This is a genomic window from Streptomyces shenzhenensis, assembly GCF_003688995.1.
Taxonomy (GTDB): Bacteria; Actinomycetota; Actinomycetes; order Streptomycetales; family Streptomycetaceae; genus Streptomyces; species Streptomyces shenzhenensis_A.
Genome location: NZ_PENI01000013.1, coordinates 25,941 through 43,845 on the forward strand (window position 1 = coordinate 25,941; position 17,905 = coordinate 43,845).

The window sequence follows — 17,905 nt, forward strand, 5'->3', positions numbered from 1 at the left end:
GGAAGTTCACAGGTCGTACGCCCGCAACCACAGCTCAAGGGTGAGCACCAGCCACAGCTTGCCGCCCTGACGGGGCAGCAGCGTGCCCTCGCCGCGCATCCAGGTCCGTACGGTGTCCGGCCGGAACAGCCCCCGTCGGCGCGCGGCCCGGCCGAGCAGCAGATCGCCGCCCAGTTCGCGCAGCGGCCCGCTCAGCCACTGCTGCACCGGCACCCGCATCCCACTCTTGGGCCGGTCCACGACGGTGGCGGGCAGCAGGTCCCGTACGGCCTCCTTCAGCACCCACTTCTCGGCCGTGCCCCGGAGTTTGAGCGCGGGCGGGGTGGCGAAGGCGTGGTCCACCACCCGTCGGTCGAAGAGCGGGGCGCGGCCCTGGAGCCCCTGGGAGGCGGTCAGCCGTTCCACCTTGGTGAGGATGTGATGGGCGCCCTTGGTCCGCAGATTGCAGTGCAGCAGTTGGTTGAGGAGATGGGTCATCCGGTCCGGGCCCGTGAGGTACGGCTCGACGAAGCGTTGCGGGGGCGGCGCCGGCTCCAGCGCGGACAGCGCGTCGGCGGTCAGGAGTTGCGGGAGGTCGGTCCAGCACTTGCGGTAGGAACGCAGATAGGCGGTGGCCCGGTCCTCGTACCAGGGCGACCCGGCCGCTCCCGGAGTTCCGGCGTGCATCTCCTGGACCAGCATCGGGAGGTTCTTCGGCCCGCCGAACACCGGGTCTCCGCCCTCCCCGTTGAGGACGGTGCGCAGCCCGTCGCCGGCGACCGCCTCGGCGAGCATCAGGTTCGGCACCGTCAGGGGGTCGCCGACCGGGCTGTCGAGCAGGGCGGCCGTGTCGGCGAGCCGGGCGGCGACGGCCGTACCGGAGACCGTCAGCACCCGGTGCCGGGTGTGGCAGTGGGCGGCGACGAGGCCCGAGTAGCCGAGTTCGTTGGGGAGTTCGTCGCCGAAGCTGATGGAGTAGGTGTGCACCGGGTGGCTGTGCAGCTTCGCGGCGAGCGCGGTGACGAGCGAGCTGTCGATCCCGCCGGACAGCAGGACGCCGACGGCCTCGGCGTCGGGCAGCCGCCGCGCGGTGGCCTCTTCGAGGAGGGCGCGCAGGGTGAGGACATGGTCGTCGGATCCGCCGGGCGGCCCGTCGAGCCGCTCCCGGGGTTCCCAGTGGACCGTCTCGGTCACGGTCCCGTCGGCCGCGAGCCGCAGCACCCGGCCGGGCAGCACTTCGCGCACGCCCTCCAGCAGCGTCTCGTCGCCGGGCAGATAGGCGAAGGTGAGGAAGGAGCGTACGGCGGACAGGTTCATCCGGGTGTCCAGCGCGGGCCAGCGGCGCAGGGCACGCAGCGAGGTGGCGGCCGCCCAGGCGTCCGCGGCCCGGGCGTAGAAGAGGGTGCGGGCGCCGACGTGGTCGCGGATCAGCACGAGGTCGTCGCCGTCGAGGACGGCGAGCGCGAACATGCCCTCGGCCAGTGCGATCCCCTGTGCGCCGAGCCGGGCCCAGCAGCGCAGCAGCAGCTCGCCGTCGGCGGCGTCTTGCGGCGCGGGGGCGCCGTCGGCGGTGAGGGCGGCGCGGAGTTCGGCGCGGTTGTGCAGGGTGACCTCTCCGACGGCGCGCATTCCGTGCGCGTCGAACGGCCCCTGGGCGTGCCCGGGTTCGTCCCGTACGAGGGCAAGTCCGGGCGCGACGGGCGGGGCGCCCATGGCGGCGAGGTGCAGGTCGGCCGGGCCGGGCCGACCGTCGGCGGGCCCGGTTCCCGACGCGAGACAGACGCAGAAGCGCGCCATCGGAGGCTCCTTTCCTGTTGCCGCGTCCCCGGATGTCCGGGTGCGCGGGTCCTTCCACCGGCCGGCGGGTCCGGCGGTCAGCCGAAGTCGTCGTCGCTCCAGCCGCCGCCGTCGTCGCTCCAGTCCCCGCCGTCCCAGTCGTCGTCGCTGCCGCCGCCGTCGTAGCCAACCTCGCCCCCGCCGGAGGACGAGCTCTGGGCCTGCTGGCGCAGTTCCTCTTCCTCCTCCGGGGTGAGGCTGAGCGGCGGAAGCTGGGAGGCGGTGACGGCGAGTCCCGCCACGCCGAGGCCGACGAGGACGGCCCCCATCCGGCCGCCGAACGACGTCCGGTTGATCATGACGGTCTCGCCGCGCCCCCAGAGGGTCCGGCCATAGCCGATGTCCCGCCCGTAGGTCACCGTGCCGTCGGCGTGCGTGCGTTTGACGATTCTGCTGCCCAGCGGTTCGTCGGTGCCCGTGCCGCCCTGGTCGTCGCGCCAGTGCACCTCGCCAGCCGGGCCGCGGCGACGCCATTCCTGCCGGCCGTCCTCGTAGCTGCGGTGGACGCTGCGGTCGGCGAGCAGTTCGTCCGTGTAGCCGATTTCGCGTGGGCGGATCATGCGCTTCGGTCCTTGGGTCTGCGGTGCTCGGGCATACGGTCCTCGGGGCGGGGTCGGGTCATGCTTCGGGACGGGTGAGATCGGGCCGGGTCACGCCTGTCGCCGGTCACACGTCGGGCCAGGTCAGGAAGCCGGCGCTGCGCAGCTCGCGCAGATCGCCCCAGACGGAGTGGCGGGCCGGCCGGGGCCCGCGGGTGAGCCGCAGTACGGCGCGCACCAGTCGGGCGGGCGGTACCGCGGCGACCTCGGCGAACCGGCCGGCGGCGAGCCAGTCGACCTCCGCGGCCCTGAGCCCGCGCGGCACGGGTCCGAACGGCGGCACCGGGCCGGGTCTGCGTCCGGACACCAGGCGCAGCGCCTGCGCGTGCCGGGGCACAAGACCGAGCGAGGCGACCCGGGCGGGCCCCGGGCCCAGTCCTTCGCGCACCCGCGCGGGCAGGGCGATCCCGGCGGGGCTCGCGTCGTGCAGGACGTGCACGGTGGCGTCCCCGGCCCGTTCCAGGGCCGCCACCAGCCGGGAGTCGAGCGGCAGATCGTCCTCGGCGCTCAGCACCGGGCAGGCGGCCTCCAGGTGGACGTGGTTGGCCAGCAGCATCCGGGCGATGGAACGGTCCTGGCAGATCAACAGCCGGGGCAGCCCGTACGCGTACAGGTCGGGCTCGCGCGCGGGCCCGCCGATCGTCGGGGCGGCGGCCGGAGCGGGCAGCAGTCCGGCCGGCTCCCTGCCGCGCAGCACCTCGGTGAACCGGGACAGCCTCAGCGGCGGGGCCGGACTGTGCGGGATGCGCCGCACCGGCGCGGGTGTCGGGCGCAGCACCCGGCAGGTCTCGTAGTACAGCTGCCGCTCGGTGAAGCGGAGGCCGCCGGGGGTGGCGGCGCGGCGTGCGGCGACGGTGATCGCCCGCTCCAGCAGCAGCCGGCCGACCGGGCCCGTGGATCGCGTGGATGTCGGCATGTCAGGTCCCGTCCTTCGGCGCCGCAGGTTCCGGCCAGCTCATGAAGCCGACCGCGGCGGCCGGCTGCCGCTCCCGGCCGCCGCGGGCCTTTTGGACGGCCCGCTCGACGGCCGAGGCCAGCAGCGCGGGCGGGGCCGCGGCGACGGGGCTGCGCCAGCCCTCGGTCAGCCATGCGGCCTCCTCGGGTGCGGCCTGGGCGATCCGTGCCAGCCAGGGCGGCTGTTCCCGCAGCACACCGGCGGGCGGTTCCTCGTGGAGCTTCACGGCCGTGCTGTTGCCGACGACCGCCCGCACCGGCAGCCCGGCGTCCACGACCACCCGCTGCGGCAGGCTCGCGCGGGTGTCGGCGACCAGGTGGAGGCCGCGCACGTCGGCGTCGTGGAGGACCACGACGGGTCCGGTCCCGGAGAGTTCGTCGAGCCGGGCGGCGAGTGTCAGGTTCAGCCGCCGGGGAAAGCCGTTCGCCGCCAGGAAGACCCGGACGGCCCGGTCGGAACAGAGCAACTCGACTGCCTCCGGCCGCGGTTGCCCGCCGGTGCGCCGGACCGCGCCCGCACCGCCCCGGGTGTCCCCGCCCGTCTCCTGGTACTTCTCGTCGTCGACGATCCCGGGCGGCAGGCTGCCGTACGCCTGCACCCAGCGCACGCAGATCATCGACCGGAAGTCCCGCAGCGAGGGCGAGAGATATCCACCGGCGCGGCGCGCGGGCCGATGCGGCCTGCCCTTCGCCACCATGTACACGAGGGCGGCGACGGCCGCGCCCGCCCACCAGAGGAGTCCGGAGAAGTGCCCTTCTCCGATCAGGAACCCGAGCGCCACCAGCCCGGCGACGAGGACCACGCCCACCGTGCGGCCGATCCACGGTGGGCGTCCGCTCGCCGGGGCCGCCGTCCAGGTGCGGTTGGCGTTCCGGGCCAGATACCAGAGCTGGGTGACGGTGATCTGCCGGCGCCCGCCGTCGGTGGCGTGCTCGGCGATGCGCCGGATCCGGGTGTCGTGCATGCCGCGGCCGTGCACCTTGGGATCGAGGGCGAAGGCGCGCCCGCAGCTGGAGCACACGCTGCCGGCGCGTTCCTTGCGCAGCAGGGACGCCTGGCAGGAGGGGCAGATCATCCGCTCTCCCCGGGCCAGGTCAGAAAGCCGACGGAGGCGGCCCGCCGCCGCTGTGGATCGGCCGCCGCGCCGGCCCGCTCGACGGCCCGGGAGACGACGGCCAGCAGTTTGGCGGGCGGCACTCCGACGAGCGGGAACCCCCACCCCTTGGCCAGCCATGTCAGTTGGTCGCGGCTGAACTCGCCGCTGTTCCGCAGCGGCGCCATGACGCTCGGCCCCGGTGATTCGCCGCGCACGGGCACCGCCCGTGCGTGACCGTGCACGGCGCCGAGCGGGAGACCGACGTCGACGACCCGGCGCCCCGGCTGCGCGGTGCGGACGCGCTGGACGAGCAGCAGGCCGCGGGCGTCGGCGTCGTGGAGCACCAGGACGGGTCCCGCGCCGGGTGCGGCGAGCAGGGCGGCCGGGTCGGCGACGAGGGTGAGCCCGTAACGGGCGGGCAAGCCCGCCGCGTCGAGAAAGACGGCGACGGAGCGGTCGGGGCAGACCAGGACGAGCCCGTCGGCCGGGGCGCCCGGGGCCGGTGCCGGGTCCGCGCCGCCGTGCGCCGGGTGGGCGCCCGGGGACGGGTAGCGGCTGTCGTCGATCACCCCGGGCGGCAGCGAGCCGTAGACGCGCTGCCATTCCTGCAGCGGGCCGGTCCGGAAGGCCGTCCGGCCGAGCCGGGGACGGCCCCGGCCGAAGCCCAGCACCCGGGCGACCACGAAGCCGAGCGCCGTGAGCAGCAGCAGGCCGCCGACGACACCGAAGGCCACGACCTCCGCGCCGAGCGCGATGAACACGGCGACGCCGCCGAAGACGGTCAGCACGACGGCGCAGCCCATCTCGACCTGGGTGTCCCGCAGCGACTTGCGTGCCAGGGCGTACCACAACTGCCCGGGTGTGCAGGGCAGTTCACCGTCCTGGGTGAGGCCGGCCGCGATCCGGCGGACCCGCAGGTCGTTCAGGCGCAGCGGATTGGTCTTGGGGTCAAGGGCGTAGCCGCGTCCGCACTTGCCGCAGACGTTGCCGGGCCGTTCCTTGCGCAGCAGGGACTTCTCGCAGTGCGGACAGATCATCGACGGCCTTCCAGTCCCTGGGCGAGCCGACGCAGCCGGGCGGCCAGTCGCTCCCGCACGGTGGTGACGCCCGGCCCCCGCACCCGCTGGACCCGTTCGATGTCGCGCAGGGCGGCGGCGAGCGCGAGGTAGTCGGTACGGGCGAGGGTGCTGGTGCCCGGGTGCGGCCCGGCGGCCGTGGCGGTGTCGTACGACGGCCCGGCCGCCCTGCGCTCCGCCTCGGGGGCGGTGATCGCGTAGTCCTCGTGGTCGATGCCGTAGCCGGTGTTGGCGGCCAGGATGGTCAGCGGCGCGGTGTCCCGGTTGGCGAAGGAGTGCGGCATCATCTCCGGGATCCGGATCAACTCGCCGGGTGTGAGCGGGACTTCGGTGACCCGGCCGCGCTCGCCGTCGTACAGGCCGCAGGCCGCGTAGCCCAGGCTGAGGACGAAGTGCTCCCCGCCGTGCGCATGCGGGGTGAAGGCGCTGCGCGGGCCGACGATGCCGAGTTTGACGGTGGCGTTGGAGGGGCGCTCGGGGGACGTGGCGGCGTCCCCGACGAGATAGTGGGCGAACTGCCCGTCGTCGATGAACCGGAGCAGATCCCGCTCGGGCCCCAGTTCCCGGGCGCCGTCGCGGTCACCGAGGACGACGGAGCCGTCGGACCGCAGCCGGTACAGCCGCACACCGCGTGGCAGCCTGCCCAGCCCTCCCGGGCCGCCTGACACTTCACCCATGCTGCCGAACAAGCGCGCCTCCCCCGTGTGCCGCTCATGAACGCATGCGCATGGTAGTCCGCTGATCCAGAACGCGGCGAGGTTGCCCGCGGACCAACGGCCGACACGGGGCTGAACGATGCGCGAACAGCAGCCTGGCGGCGGGGAGTACGGGACACCAGGCCCCGGTGAATTCCGCGGCCGCCGCCGGTGGCTGTCCGCACCCGTGCACAGCGCGCGCCGGCCCGGGGCGGGTGTCCGGGCGGGGACCTGCTAGCTTGCGGACGGCAGTTCGTCCGAGGGTTCGGGAGGCCCGGCCGCATGACTGAGGGGATCCGCACGGAGCCGCCCGTCGAGCCCGCGCCCCGGCGTTCGGTGCTGCGCTGCGACGGGGAACTCCTCAGCTGTGCCACGCTTGTTCCCTCCCCCGGTCCGGCGGCGGACGGACGTCCGGCCGTCGTGTTCCTGCATGGCGCGGGCACCAGCGACAAGGAGCGGTTCGCCGCGCTGATGGGCGAGGTCGCGACGCGCGGGCACAAGGCGCTGGCCTTCGACTTCTCCGGGCACGGCGAGAGTTCGGGGGCGCTCAAGGAGTTGAGTCTGCGGCGCCGGTTCCGGCAGGCCCAGGCGGTGATCGACCATCACGTTCCGGGCGACGGCGGGCTGGTCCTGGTCGGGTTCAGCATGAGCGGGCAGACCGTCGCCGACCTCGCGGCCCACTACGGTCCCCGGGTCGCGGCGGTCGGGCTGTGCGCCCCCGCCGTGTACGCCTCGGCCGCCTGGCCGCTTCCGTTCGGCGGCGGCTTCACCGAGGTCATCCGGACCCCGGACAGCTGGCGGGACTCGCCGGCGCTGGGCGTCTACGCGACGCTCACCACTCGTACCGTGCTCGCGACGCCCGCCACGGACGCGGTCATCCCGCCGGCGGTGACCGACGCCGTCGCCGCCGCCCTCGCCGTGCGCTCCCGGTTCACCCGGCTCGTCCTTCCCGAGGCCGACCACTCGCTGGGCCTGTGGTTCGCGCGGAACGAGGCGTCACGGCGCCGCTTCGTCGACGCCCTGGTCGGCGATCTCTGAGACCGCGGGCCGGCGCTCGCCCGGCCTTGGCGGCCGGTCAGGTCACGGCAGATCCGGCGATGCCGGTGCTCTCGGGTGTGCCGCGCGGCAGCCGCATATGTGCAGGACACACCGACACAACGCGCGTAGAAGCAACATGGGCAGCTCATCTGCCGGTTGCCTCCGTGACACCTGGCGCCCCTACAACTTCCCTGCCGCCACGGCGCGTTCCCCCAGGCGCCCCCGACGCGGTGCTCGCGACCCGTCCGTTCCGATCGCGAAAGGCACCGTCATGAAGTCCCGCCTCAGAACTCACCGTCCCGCGCGCGTCAGCCTGCTGACGGCCACCGCGCTCACCAGCGCGCTGACGGCCACGCTGCTCGCCCTGCCCGCACCGGCGTCGGCCGCCACCGTCTCCATCGCCGCCGTGCAGGGCAGCACACGCAAGTCCCCCTACGCCGGCCAGGATGTGACGGTCAGCGGGATCGTCACCGCGATCCGGTCCACCGGATCCTCGCGCGGCTACTGGATCCAGGACCCCGTCGGCGACGGCAACCCGGCCACCAGCGAGGCCGTCTTCGCCTACACCGGATCCACCGTCCCCGCCACCAAGGTCGGCAACAAGGTCACCGTGCGGGGCAGGGTCTCCGAGTACTACCCGGGCGGCTCCTCGGCCGGCGGTCAGTCCCTGACCGAACTGACCCAGCCCCAGATCCAGTCGACCGCCTCCACCGGCAATCCACTGCCCGCCCCCGTCGTGCTCGACGCCGCCTCGGTCCCGGCCGCCTACGCCCCCTCCGGCAGCCTCGAAAGCCTCACCCTGAACCCCTCCCGGTACGCGCTCGACCTGTACGAGTCGCTGGAGGGCATGCGCGTCCAGGTCGACAACGCCCGCGTCGTCGGTGCGAGCAACGACTACGACGAGCTGTTCGTCACCACGAAGCCGACCGAGAACCCGAGTCCCCGCGGCGGCACCGTCTACGGCTCGTACGCCTCGCAGAACGCCGGACGCGTCAAGGTCATGTCGCTGACCGGCGCCTTCCCGACCGCGGACGTGGGCGACGTCCTCGGCGGCAGCACCGCGGGCCCGCTCGACTACGACGGCTTCGGCGGCTACACCCTCCAGGCCACCACGCTGGGCGCGCTCACGGACAACAACCTCGCCGCCGAGACGACCCGGGCGCAGGGTGCCGGCGAACTGGCCGTCGCCACGTACAACGTGGAGAACCTGGACCCGACCGACCCGCAGGCCAAGTTCGACCGGCTCGCGGCCGGCATCGTCACGCACCTGTCCGCCCCGGACATCGTGGCGCTGGAGGAGGTCCAGGACAACAACGGTGCCACCGACAACGGCGTGGTCGCCGCCGACCAGACCTACACCAAGCTGATCAACGCCATCACCGCGGCCGGCGGCCCGACGTACGCCTACCGTCAGATCAACCCGGCCAACAACCAGGACGGCGGCGAGCCCGGCGGCAACATCCGGGTCGGCTTCCTGTACAACCCCGCACGCGTCGGCTTCACGGACCGGCCGGGCGGCACCGCCGGCAACGCGGTGTCCGTGGTGAACAACGGCGGCACCGCGGCCCTTTCGTACTCGCCCGGCCGGATCAACCCCACCAACTCCGCGTGGAGCAGCAGCCGCAAGCCGCTGGCCGGCGAGTTCACCTTCCAGGGCAAGACCGTCTTCGTGATCGCCAACCACTTCACCTCCAAGGGCGGCGACCAGCCCCTGTACGCCCGCGTCCAGCCGCCCACCCGCAGCTCGGAGACGCAGCGCGGCCAGCAGGCGACCCAGGTGAACGCCTTCGTGAAGCAGCTTCTGGCGGTGCAGCCGAGCGCCCGGGTCGTGGTCCTCGGTGACCTGAACGACTACGAGTTCTCCGGCACCCTGTCCACCCTGACCGCGGGCACCGGCCTCACCGACCTGCCCGGCACGCTGCCGGCCGGCGAGCGCTACACCTACGTGTACCAGGGCAACTCCCAGGTGCTGGACCACATCCTGACCAGCTCTTCGCTGTCCTCGTACGACTACGACATCGTCCACGTCAACGCCGAGTTCGCGGACAAGGCCAGCGACCACGATCCGCAGATCGTCCGGCTCCTGCCCTGACCCCACACCACACCCGGCCGAACGCCCGCCCCTCCCGGGCGGGCGTTCGGCCGCAGTTCCGGGCGGGACTGCGCGGACTGCGGCGACGGCCCTTCGTCCACGCTCTGCTCGGGCGGCATCGACATCGACCGGTCGCGCACACGGGCCGACGGTCCCTGAGCCCGGCCGTCCGGGCGAGGAGCCGAACGCTCGCGCGCGGCCGTGGGCCGGCTCAAGCGCCCGCGCGGCCGGGCGTTCCGCGGGATCAGGGACACCGCGGAGCCCGATCGCTGATCGCGGTGGAGGGGCCTTCGGGGTCCGGCCTCACCTGTCTGCTGAGCGCGCTCACCGGCCGGATGAAGGCCATCGAGGGGACGGCGACCGGGGCGGGGCTCCGCTGCACCGCCGGTTCCGCGACTCCCGGCACGGTCTGCCGCGCCCGCGCGGGCAGCGGCGCACCGCGACGGGCCGGCTGATTCGAGGCGGCAGTTTTCGGCCAAGGGTGGCCATAACGCACCTAATCGGCGAAGACACGGCTGTTCGGGTTCGTAGTTGATCAATAACCTTGTGCCCGCAGGCCGCGACTGACTCTAGGAGCCCTATGTCCACCGCTCAGCAGGTACCCGACATACTCTCGCCCGAGTTCGCCGAGAACCCCTATCCGGCCTACCGGGTGATGCGGGAGAGTGCGCCCCTCATCTGGCACGACGTCACACAGAGCTACATCATCTCGCGTTACGAGGACGTGGAGCGCGTCTTCAAGGACAAGGACGGCGAGTTCACCACCGACAACTACGACTGGCAGCTCGAACCCGTGCACGGAAAAACCATCCTGCAGCTGAGCGGTCGCGAGCACTCCGTACGGCGGGCACTGGTCGCCCCGGCCTTCCGCGGCAGCGATCTGCAGGAGAAGTTCCTGCCCGTCATCGAACGCAACTCCCGTGAGCTGATCGACGCCTTCCGGCACACCGGCTCCGCGGACCTGGTCCACGACTACGCGACCCGTTTCCCCGTCAACGTCATCGCGGACATGCTGGGTCTTGACAAGGACGACCACGAACAGTTCCACGGCTGGTACACGTCGGTCATCGCGTTCCTGGGCAACCTGTCCGGTGACCCGGCGGTCGCGGCGGCCGGTGAGCGCACCCGGTCGGAGTTCGCCGACTACATGTTCCCGATCATCCGGGCGCGGCGCGAGAACCTCGGCGACGATCTGCTGTCCACGCTGTGCGCCGCCGAGGTCGACGGCGTGCGGATGAGCGACGAGGACATCAAGGCCTTCTGCAGCCTGCTGCTCGCCGCGGGCGGTGAGACCACCGACAAGGCGATCGCCAGCATCTTCGCCAACCTGCTCGCGCACCCTGAGCAGTTGGCGGCCGTCCGTGCGGACCGCGGTCTGATCCCCCGCGCCTTCGCCGAGACGCTGCGCTACACGCCGCCCGTCCACATGATCATGCGCCAGTCGGCGACCGAGGTCACGGTCAGCGGTGGCACCATACCGGCGGGCGCGACCGTCACCTGCCTGATCGGCGCCGCCAACCGCGACGAGAACCGCTACGCCGACCCCGACCGGTTCGACATCTTCCGCGAGGACCTGACCGCGACGAACGCCTTCTCCGCCGCGGCCGACCATCTGGCCTTCGCGCTCGGCCGGCACTTCTGTGTGGGCGCCCTGCTGGCCAAGGCCGAGGTCGAGATCGGCGTGGACCAGTTGCTGGACGCGATGCCCGATGCCCGGCTGGCCGACGGCTTCGACCCGGTGGAGCAGGGCGTGTTCACCCGCGGGCCGCAGTCGCTGCCGGTCCGCTTCACACCGCCCGCCGCCTGATCCGCGCCCGCCGTACGCCGTAACACCGCCTGAAGCGCCTCCCGTTCAGGCCGCGCACCGGTCCGCGTCGGCCGGCCGTCGGCGCGCGGCCGGACCGGGGCACGACCTCCCCGTCGTGCCCCGGTCCGCCGCCGCACCCGCCGTCCGGTCCCGTCCCGGACCGGTGCGTCGCCGTCTCGGGCCGGTGCGCTACTGCACCACCGGTGTGAACTGCGCCGGCAGAGCCGTCAGGCCGCGCATCCAGATGGACGGGCGCCAGGTCAGCTCCTCCGGTTCCACCGCAAGGACCAGGTCCGGCAGCCGCTCCAGCAGCGTCTCGACCGCCGTACGGGCGATGACGTCGGCGAGCAGCGGGGCCGGGTAGGGGCAGCGGTGCTCGCCGTTGCTGAAGGACAGATGGGCGGAGTTCTCCGCGCCGACGTGCTGCTCGGGCCAGATCTGCGGATCGGTGTTGGCCGCGGCCAGCCCCAGCACGAGACAGTCGCCCGCCCGGATCTGCCGTCCGCCGAGCTGGGTGTCGCGCACGGCCCAGCGGCCGATGAAGTTCTGGGTCGGCGTGTCCAGCCAGAGAACCTCGTTCAGGGCCTCGCCGACGCTGAGCCGGCCGCCCGAGACGTTCAGGGCGAACCGCTCGTCGGTGAGCAGCAGCCGCAGCGTGTTGCCGATCCAGTTGGCGGTCGGCTGCTGGGCCGCGGCGATCACGGAGATCAGGTCCTGGACGATCTCCTCGTCGGTCAGTCCCGCCGGGTCGAGGAGCATCCGGGAGGTGACGTCCGGGCCCGGCCTGTCCCGCTTCTCCTTGACCAGCTGCTGGATGCGCTCGCCGACCCGGGTGTAGGCCGCGACCGGGTCGTCGCCCTCGGCGGCGTCGAGCGAGATCCGCAGGTCGTCCACGAGTTGCTGGGTGTCGGTGCCCTCGTGCGGCATCCCGCACATCTGCACCGCGGCCCGCATCGGCAGGGCGTGCGCGTACGAGCTCATCAGCTCGGCCTGGCCGCTGCCGACGAACGAGGCGATGAGCCGGTCGGCGATGATCTGGCAGTCACGGGCGAGTTCGAACTGGTCGATGCCCTCCAGCGCCTGGGTGATCACCCCGGCCCGGCGCCGGTGCTCCTCGCCCTCCGTGAACAGCACCGAGGGCTGGTAGCCGACGAAGGGCAGCAGCGGCCAGTCCTGGGGAATGGCCGGCCACTGGTTCCAGCGCCGCGAGTCCCGGGCGAACAGCTCGTCATGGCTGGTCACATAGCTGACCTCGGTGTAGCCGAGGACGAGCCAGGCGGGCACGTCCCCGTCCAGCAGCACGGGCGCGACAGTACCGTGCTCGCGCCGCAGGCTCCGGTACAGCTGCGCCGGAGACTGCTGGTACTCCAGGCCGGCCAGCGGCACCGAGCCCTGGTGGGCGGGGCAGCCCGGGGGCGGTGTGAGGTCGGATCCGGTGTCGGTCACGATGCGCCCTCCCTGACCGCGGCCATCTGGTAGAGGTGATCCACGAGCGCGATCAGCACGTCCTTGCCCGACGCCCGCACCCGCGCGTCGCATTCGATCAGCGGCACATGCTCGGGCAGCGAGAGCGCCTGGCGTATCTCGTCCATGGAGTACCTCGACGGGTCGTCGTCGAAGCGGTTGACCGCCACCACGAACGGCGTCTTGTGCTGTTCGAGGCGGTCGATCGCGTACCAGGAGTCGTCCATCCGCCGGGTGTCGACCAGGACGACCGCGCCCAGCGTGCCCGAGAAGAGCCGGTCCCACAGGAACCAGAAGCGCTCCTGCCCGGGGGCGCCGAACAGGTACAGGACCATGCGGTCGTTGAGGCTGATCCGGCCGAAGTCGAAGGCCACGGTGGTGGTGGTCTTCGCCCGAACCCCGCTGATCTCGTCGACGCCGACACCGGCCTGCGTCATGACTTCCTCGGTGTTCAGCGGCCGGATCTCGCTCACCGAGCGGACCAAGGTGGTCTTGCCGACCCCGAATCCGCCCACGACGACGATCTTGAGTCCGGTCTCGGCTGCATCGGCCAAGGGCGCGCGGCTGGAAGGCAGCTCAGAGATTGCGGAGCCCATCGAGCACCTCCTTGAGAAGGGCGGTTTCGGGAAGCGAAGCGAAGGATTGCGCGGCACGCGGGTGGCGTGCGGTGATCCGGCTGGTGGCCAACAGGTCGCCGAGCAGGATGCGCACCACGGTGATCGGAAGCTTCAGTTCCGCGGAGATCTCGACCACGGCCGTGGGATGCCGGCACAGTTCGAGAATCCTGACGTGTTCCGACTGCATACCGGCTGTGGGTTCGCATTCGCTGACCACCAGGGTGACCAGGTCGAAGGGGTCGTCGGCGCGGCTGCGCCCGCCCGTGACCGTGTAGAGCCGATCCGGATCACCGGTGTCCACGGGCCGGCGCATCACGAGGAGGTACTCCCCGCCACCGGGTTGCGGGGCTCGGCCCGCAGGTGCTCGCCTATCTGCTCGACCAGTTCGGTCATCTGGTTGCCGACGACTCCCGGGTCGGCGTCCTCGTCCGCGACCACGGCCAGGTGCGCGCCCTCGCCCGCCTCCACGATGAACAGCAGCCCACCGTGAAACTCGGTCATGGAGTGGCGGACGCCGCCGGTGCCGTCGCCGAACTCCACGGAGGCGCCCTGGGCGAGGGCCTGGATGCCCGAGCAGATGGCGGCGAGCTGATCGGCCCGGTCCAGGGTCAGGTTCTCGGTCCAGCAGAGCTTCAGGCCATCCCGGGACAGCACCAGGGAGTGACGTGTCCCGGGGGTGCGTTCCAGGAGGTTCTGCAGAAGCCAGGTCAGGCTGTTGTCGGTGGTCTGCATGGCAGGTGATGGGACGGTGGTGCCCGGTTGTCCGGTCACCGGCCCGTTCCTCCAATCTCACGAACAGGGGGCAGGGATGCCAGGGCTCTTGGCGCCGTGTGGACGACGCCGTGTTGCTACTCGGGGGCGGGCGGCTCCGACTCCGTCTCGCCGGACGGACCGCCCGCGCCGGCCCGGCGCCCGCGGTGGAAGGCGCCGAACTGCGCGCCCGCGTCACGCGCGCCGCGAGCGCCCGGGCGGGACTCGTCGCGGGCGGGGGTGTCGTCGGCCGCCTTGCGCTGCTGACGTTCGAGTTCGGCCTCGGCCATGGTCCGGCCGGGGGCGCGCACGGGCAGGCCGTTGGGCGTGGCGGAAGCGGGGCGCGCCGGGACCGGCTCCGCTTCGGTCACCCACGGGATGTCCGGGTGATCCGGGTAGTCCGTGCCGAGCAGGTCGCTCTCCATGGCCGGAGCGGGTCCGGGGGTGGGGATCACCGCTTCCGCACGGCGTTCGGTCGTGGCCGGGGCGGGCTCGCGCTGCTGGGCGAGCAACTGGGGCGGCAGCAGGATGACGACGCCCGTGCCACCGCGCGACGACGGCCGGAAGTTGACGCTGACGCCGTACTTGGCGGCCAGCCGGCCGACGACGGCCAGGCCGAGTCGGGTGCCCTGGAGGGAGGCGAGGTCGGTCGCCTGCCCCGCCACCGCCTTCTCGGCGTGCCGCATCGCGGCATCGGCCATCTTCAGACCGCTGTCCTCGATGGTCACGACGATTCCGGCGGTACGTTCCTCCACGTAGACGTGGACCTCGTCGATGGGCGGCGAGAAGTTGGCGGCGTTGTCCATCAGTTCGGCGAGCAGGTGCATCACGCCCTCGGCCGCGTAGCCGGAGATCGCGGCCTGGGTGGAGCAGTGCATCCGGACCCGCTGGTAGGCGGAGATCCGGCCGACCGCGCCGCGCAGGATGCTCTCCATCACGATGGGCTTGTTCCAGGCGCGGCTGGAGCGGCCGCCCATGAGCAGGGCGAGCCGGTCGGTCATGAGGCCGAGCTGGGAGGTGCTGTGGTCGAGGCGCAGCAGGTCGCCGAAGACCTCTTCCCCGTGCCGTTCCTGCATCTCGCGGAGGTCGGCGAGCATGCTGACGGCCTTGGCCTGGACCCGGCTGAGGGCCTTGGCGGAGGCGGCCTGCGCGGCGGCGGCGCGTCGCTCGCTGTGGGCCATCTCCCGTATGAACAGCTCCGCGGGCGTGCGCAGCAACGGCAGGCTGGGCCACTCCAGTTCGGCGAGCACGACATCGGCCGAGGCGCCCTCGCGCAGCCGGGCGATCGCCGCGGGCAGGGTCCGCTGCGTCAGCTGTTCCAGCTCCGCCGCCGCCCGCGCCGTCTCGCGCTGGACCTCATGGTGCTCGGACCGGACCGCGGCGGCCTGCCGTACGGCGTCCTGCACGAGGGTGGCGAAGGTGTGTGTGATGCGCCGCAGTTCGGGTTCGGCGACGGAGGCGGCGTTGGCCAGGGCCTCGTCGGCGCCCGCCCCGTCCCGCAGTTGCTTCGCCACGGCCGGCAGGGCGACGTTCGCCACGTGCAGGGTGGCCGCGTGCTGCTGGGCCAACTGTGCGTTGAGGGTGCCGATCTGTGCCGCCTGCTGGTCGGCCGTGCGGCGGGCGCGCCGCGAGAGCCGGGAGGTGACCAGGACGGCGCAGGACACACAGAGCCAGGAGGCCCCGGCCACCGCCAGCGTCCAGCCCCGGGCGGGCTCGGGCGCCGCCGCCGAGACACCGCCGGCCGCCGCGGCGGTCACCAGCAGCACGGCCGGGGGTACGGCCCGTGCGGTGCGGGACGCCTTGGCGGTCCGGGGCTGGCTGGTGGGAGCAGGCACTGACATTCCGCGGTCCCTCTGGTCCTTGAGAACAGGGCAAGGTCGATCGACACGTATCGACCGCAGGTCGGAACGGCGGCACACGTGGCGTGAAGCCGTCCGGACGGCACCCGGCACATGCTAGCCATCCCGCTGACCTCGAATGCCGGACAAGCTGCACACTCCGCCCAGGAGCGAACTTCGTCGGATTTTGGCCACCGAATGAAAATCACATGGTAGGAGTTTCGGCCGATCAGGAGCGGAACATTACCCCAAAGGCCCCAGCTTTCACAGCGGTTGCCACACCCCTCACGACGCGGGCCACGGCCTCCGTCATTTTCGGCACTCAACAGGGTGTGAGTTCCGGCCAATCATGGCCGGGGAGATGACACTCGATGGTTGCCCAGGGCGTCTTGTGGGCCATGCCGCCGTAGATTCCGATCGCGTCGGAACCGGCCGGCGGCGGGGCGTCCGGGCGCCGGAACGGGATCTGGGCGAGGCCGGGTCCGACGAGTTCGAGCCCGTCGCAGAACCGCTCGACCGCGGCACGGGAGCGCAGGTTCAGGCCGGCGGTGGCCCTGCTGCAGACGGCCTGGGCGGTGCCGCGGTCGGCGAAGTCGCCCGTGGCGTGCGAGAGCTGCCGGCCGGGAGCACGTCGCACAGGACGGCGACGACCTCCCCCGGCCGCTCGGCGTCGGTGCGGAAGTACAGGACGGCCACCAGGAGCACGGCGACGGGGTCGTCGAAGTCGATGACCCGGCGGTGTCCCACGACGACCCACGGGTCACGCAGGTCCCCGAGCACAAGGCCGGTCGCGCCGGAGCCGCCCAGCAGCACGCCGGCGTGGGTGTGCACGATCGGATCGTTGTCGACGTGCGCCACCCGGACGTCCGGGGCCGGTTCCTGGGCCGCCTCGTGCACCTTGGGCGAGGTGGGCAGTCCGGTGCCGATGCCGAGGATCTGGCGGACGCCGCTGCCGACGACGTACCGGACGGCCCGGCCCAGAGAGGCGCGGTTGGCCCGGAGGCCGACGCGCACCTCGGGCGCCGCGGCGGCGAGTGCGTCGCCCACGTCGCGGTCCACCGGATAGGTGTCCATCCGGGCGGGGTGCGGCCCGCTGGTGTCGATCTCCTCGGCGCGGAAGCCGTCCTGTCGCACGCTGCGCTCCCCTCCCGGCGACCGCCACGGCCACCCCCATGCCCACGGTCGGCCGACGAATTTCAGATCAACTTCACGGCGTGGGACGGACGTTGGGCGGTCAGACGGTCCGCACGGCCACTCCCGCGGCGCCGAGCGCCGCGATCTCGGACCGCGGGGCCGTGGCATCGGTGACGAGGGTGTGGAGGGCGCCGGCCGGCGCCACGAAGGCGTGGGCGGTGCGGGACAGCTTGGCTCCGTCGGCCACGGCGACGGTGCGCTGCGCCGCCCGGATCGCGGCCTGCTTGACGGCGGCGTCGTCGAGGTCGTACGCGGTCAGGCCCTGCTCGGCGGTCAGGCCGCAGCAGCCGACGACGGCGGTGTCGAAGCGCAGGGCCGCGAGCGAGGCCAGGGTCAGCGGTCCGGTGAGGGCACCCTCGCCCGGGCGCGGGCGCCCGCCCGGCACGAGGAGTGCGGTCCGGCCGGGGCCGTCGGCGAGCGCGTTGACCGCGGGCAGCGACAGGGGCAGCACGGTGATCCGCCGGCCGCGCAGCGCCCTGGCCACTTCGAGGCAGGTGGTGCCGCTGTCCAGGACGACCGTCTCGCCGTCGGCGATCAGCCCGGCCACGTCCGCCGCGATGCGCCGCTTGGCCTCGACGCCCTCCTGGGCGCGCAGCGCGAACGGGGGTTCCTCGCCGCGCACCAGCAGGCTGCGGGCGCCACCGCGGAAGCGTTCCAGCACGCCCTGGGCGGCGAGCGTCTCCAGATCGCGGCGGATGGTCATCTCCGAGGCCCCGGTGAGGGCGGCCAGATCCCCGACGCCGAGGCTGCCCGCTTCCCGCACCGCGTCCGTGATCTGCCTCAGACGGTCCGTGTTCACCATGTCCGTGATTGAACACCACCGGGAAACGAACAGCAGAACTGTGAGATCGGCGATGTTTAAAACACAA

15 protein-coding genes and 2 pseudogenes are annotated in these 17,905 nt (G+C 72.8%); 4 read left to right on the forward strand and 13 right to left on the reverse strand.

The features are described from left to right. Positions 1 to 6: 6 nt before the first annotated feature. The 6 genes from CTZ28_RS20715 to CTZ28_RS20740 form a co-directional block, all read right to left on the reverse strand. Entirely contained in the window at positions 7 to 1,776 is a 1,770-nt protein-coding gene (locus CTZ28_RS20715) for an asparagine synthetase B family protein (protein ID WP_121891145.1), read from the reverse strand. Between the two features lie 77 nt (positions 1,777 to 1,853). After that, positions 1,854 to 2,375, reverse strand: coding sequence for a hypothetical protein (locus tag CTZ28_RS20720; RefSeq protein WP_121891146.1), 522 nt, complete (start codon positions 2,373 to 2,375; stop codon positions 1,854 to 1,856). A gap of 106 nt (positions 2,376 to 2,481) precedes the next feature. Continuing rightward, positions 2,482 to 3,330: a hypothetical protein gene (locus CTZ28_RS20725; protein ID WP_121891147.1), complete on the reverse strand. Its 849-nt coding sequence runs from the start codon at positions 3,328 to 3,330 to the stop codon at positions 2,482 to 2,484. Between the two features lies 1 nt (position 3,331). Next, a complete protein-coding gene (locus tag CTZ28_RS20730; RefSeq protein WP_121891148.1) occupies positions 3,332 to 4,444 on the reverse strand; it encodes a hypothetical protein in 1,113 nt (370 codons plus the stop codon). Next, a complete protein-coding gene (locus tag CTZ28_RS20735; RefSeq protein WP_121891149.1) occupies positions 4,441 to 5,502 on the reverse strand; it encodes a hypothetical protein in 1,062 nt (353 codons plus the stop codon). Before CTZ28_RS20735 ends, CTZ28_RS20730 begins: the two co-directional genes overlap by 4 nt. Next, a complete protein-coding gene (locus tag CTZ28_RS20740; protein WP_121891150.1) occupies positions 5,499 to 6,218 on the reverse strand; it encodes a cupin domain-containing protein in 720 nt (239 codons plus the stop codon). The genes CTZ28_RS20735 and CTZ28_RS20740 overlap by 4 nt, the downstream gene beginning before the upstream one ends. Before the next feature lie 300 nt (positions 6,219 to 6,518). Between CTZ28_RS20740 and CTZ28_RS20745 the strand changes: the two genes are divergently transcribed. The 4 genes and pseudogenes from CTZ28_RS20745 (at position 6,519) to CTZ28_RS20760 (ending at position 11,173) form a co-directional block, all read left to right on the forward strand. Further along, complete coding sequence (locus CTZ28_RS20745; protein WP_121891151.1) at positions 6,519 to 7,274, forward strand: alpha/beta hydrolase; 756 nt, start codon at positions 6,519 to 6,521, stop codon at positions 7,272 to 7,274. 271 nt (positions 7,275 to 7,545) lie between these two features. After that, complete coding sequence (locus CTZ28_RS20750; protein ID WP_121891152.1) at positions 7,546 to 9,366, forward strand: endonuclease/exonuclease/phosphatase family protein; 1,821 nt, start codon at positions 7,546 to 7,548, stop codon at positions 9,364 to 9,366. Between the two features lie 201 nt (positions 9,367 to 9,567). Continuing rightward, positions 9,568 to 9,743: pseudogene (locus tag CTZ28_RS48400) on the forward strand (ATP-binding cassette domain-containing protein); the annotation flags it as partial. 203 nt (positions 9,744 to 9,946) lie between these two features. Further along, the gene (locus tag CTZ28_RS20760) at positions 9,947 to 11,173 is read left to right on the forward strand and encodes a cytochrome P450 (protein WP_121891153.1); all 1,227 of its coding nucleotides are present in this window, start codon (positions 9,947 to 9,949) and stop codon (positions 11,171 to 11,173) included. Positions 11,174 to 11,362: 189 nt separating this feature from the next. Here the strand turns inward: CTZ28_RS20760 and CTZ28_RS20765 are convergent, their stop codons facing one another. From CTZ28_RS20765 to CTZ28_RS20795, 7 genes and pseudogenes are all read right to left on the reverse strand, one after another. Then, positions 11,363 to 12,619 (reverse strand): cytochrome P450, encoded by a 1,257-nt coding sequence (locus tag CTZ28_RS20765; RefSeq protein WP_121891154.1) that lies wholly within the window; start codon positions 12,617 to 12,619, stop codon positions 11,363 to 11,365. Beyond that, positions 12,616 to 13,233, reverse strand: a complete 618-nt coding sequence (locus tag CTZ28_RS20770) for a GTP-binding protein (protein ID WP_121891155.1) — start codon at positions 13,231 to 13,233, stop codon at positions 12,616 to 12,618. Before CTZ28_RS20770 ends, CTZ28_RS20765 begins: the two co-directional genes overlap by 4 nt. Further along, a complete protein-coding gene (locus tag CTZ28_RS20775; protein ID WP_183154494.1) occupies positions 13,214 to 13,570 on the reverse strand; it encodes a DUF742 domain-containing protein in 357 nt (118 codons plus the stop codon). Before CTZ28_RS20775 ends, CTZ28_RS20770 begins: the two co-directional genes overlap by 20 nt. After that, positions 13,567 to 13,986, reverse strand: coding sequence for a roadblock/LC7 domain-containing protein (locus CTZ28_RS20780; protein WP_259471716.1), 420 nt, complete (start codon positions 13,984 to 13,986; stop codon positions 13,567 to 13,569). Before CTZ28_RS20780 ends, CTZ28_RS20775 begins: the two co-directional genes overlap by 4 nt. A gap of 116 nt (positions 13,987 to 14,102) precedes the next feature. Further along, entirely contained in the window at positions 14,103 to 15,845 is a 1,743-nt protein-coding gene (locus CTZ28_RS20785) for a sensor histidine kinase (protein ID WP_121891157.1), read from the reverse strand. Between the two features lie 382 nt (positions 15,846 to 16,227). Next, positions 16,228 to 16,976 (reverse strand): annotated as a pseudogene (locus tag CTZ28_RS20790) (SAM-dependent methyltransferase); the annotation flags it as partial. Between the two features lie 100 nt (positions 16,977 to 17,076). Beyond that, complete coding sequence (locus CTZ28_RS20795; protein ID WP_121891158.1) at positions 17,077 to 17,838, reverse strand: DeoR/GlpR family DNA-binding transcription regulator; 762 nt, start codon at positions 17,836 to 17,838, stop codon at positions 17,077 to 17,079. Positions 17,839 to 17,905 lie beyond the last annotated feature (67 nt).